The sequence below is a fragment of the Ruegeria sp. AM5 genome, from assembly GCF_056540645.1.
The window spans coordinates 1-686 of the sequence record NZ_JBQFXC010000033.1; the positions used below are offsets into that span (position 1 = coordinate 1).

Genomic DNA, 686 nt, shown 5'->3' on the forward strand with positions numbered 1-686 from the left:
CGGTCGGAGCCGGATGATCGAGCTGTCCTTGTGGTACAGCCGTTTGCGTTTCTTGTGCCGTTGTGGGAGCTGCAAGCCTTCTTCGCGCCATTGTCCAGCCCCAATTCTATGGGCCAGTTTTGAGCAAGGTTTCTGGAACGGGCGGTCGCATGTTTAGAGCCTGATGGGGTCTGACACGATTGTACTGTCTAAGCCAGGTATTGATGACGATCTGAGCCTGTTTGGTGGTGTGGAACCATTCTGCGTTGAGGACTTCCCGGCGCAGAGTGCCATTGAAGCGCTCGTTGTATCCATTCTCCCAAGGTGATCCCGGGTAGATTTGGATCGGCTTAATGCCCACCTTTCTTAACCAGGTCTGCAGGGCCGTTGCGATGAACTCCGCGCCGTTGTCGGAACGGATGTGTTCGGGCTTCCCGTGCCGCAATAAGAGTGGGTAGAGCGCATCCAGCACGTCTGCGCTGTTCATCTTCGGCTTGACCGCTACGCAGAGCGCCTCACGGGTATACTCATCCAGCACCGTCAGCATCTTGTAGCTCTGTCCGTTGCTCAGCTTGTCGTGGACAAAGTCAATGCTCCAGATGTGATTGGGATGTTGCGGTCGGAGCCGGATGATCGAGCTGTCCTTGTGGTACAGCCGTTTGCGTTTCTTGTGCCGTTGTGGGAGCTGCAAGCCTTCTTCGCGCCAT

Annotated in this window: 1 protein-coding gene; it reads right to left on the reverse strand. The window is 56.0% G+C overall.

All coding sequences use genetic code 11. From position 1 onward, the window contains the following. Positions 1-106: 106 nt before the first annotated feature. The coding region (locus ACR0AH_RS21110; RefSeq protein ID WP_480593655.1) for an IS3 family transposase at positions 107-686 on the reverse strand (580 nt) is incomplete at its 5' end.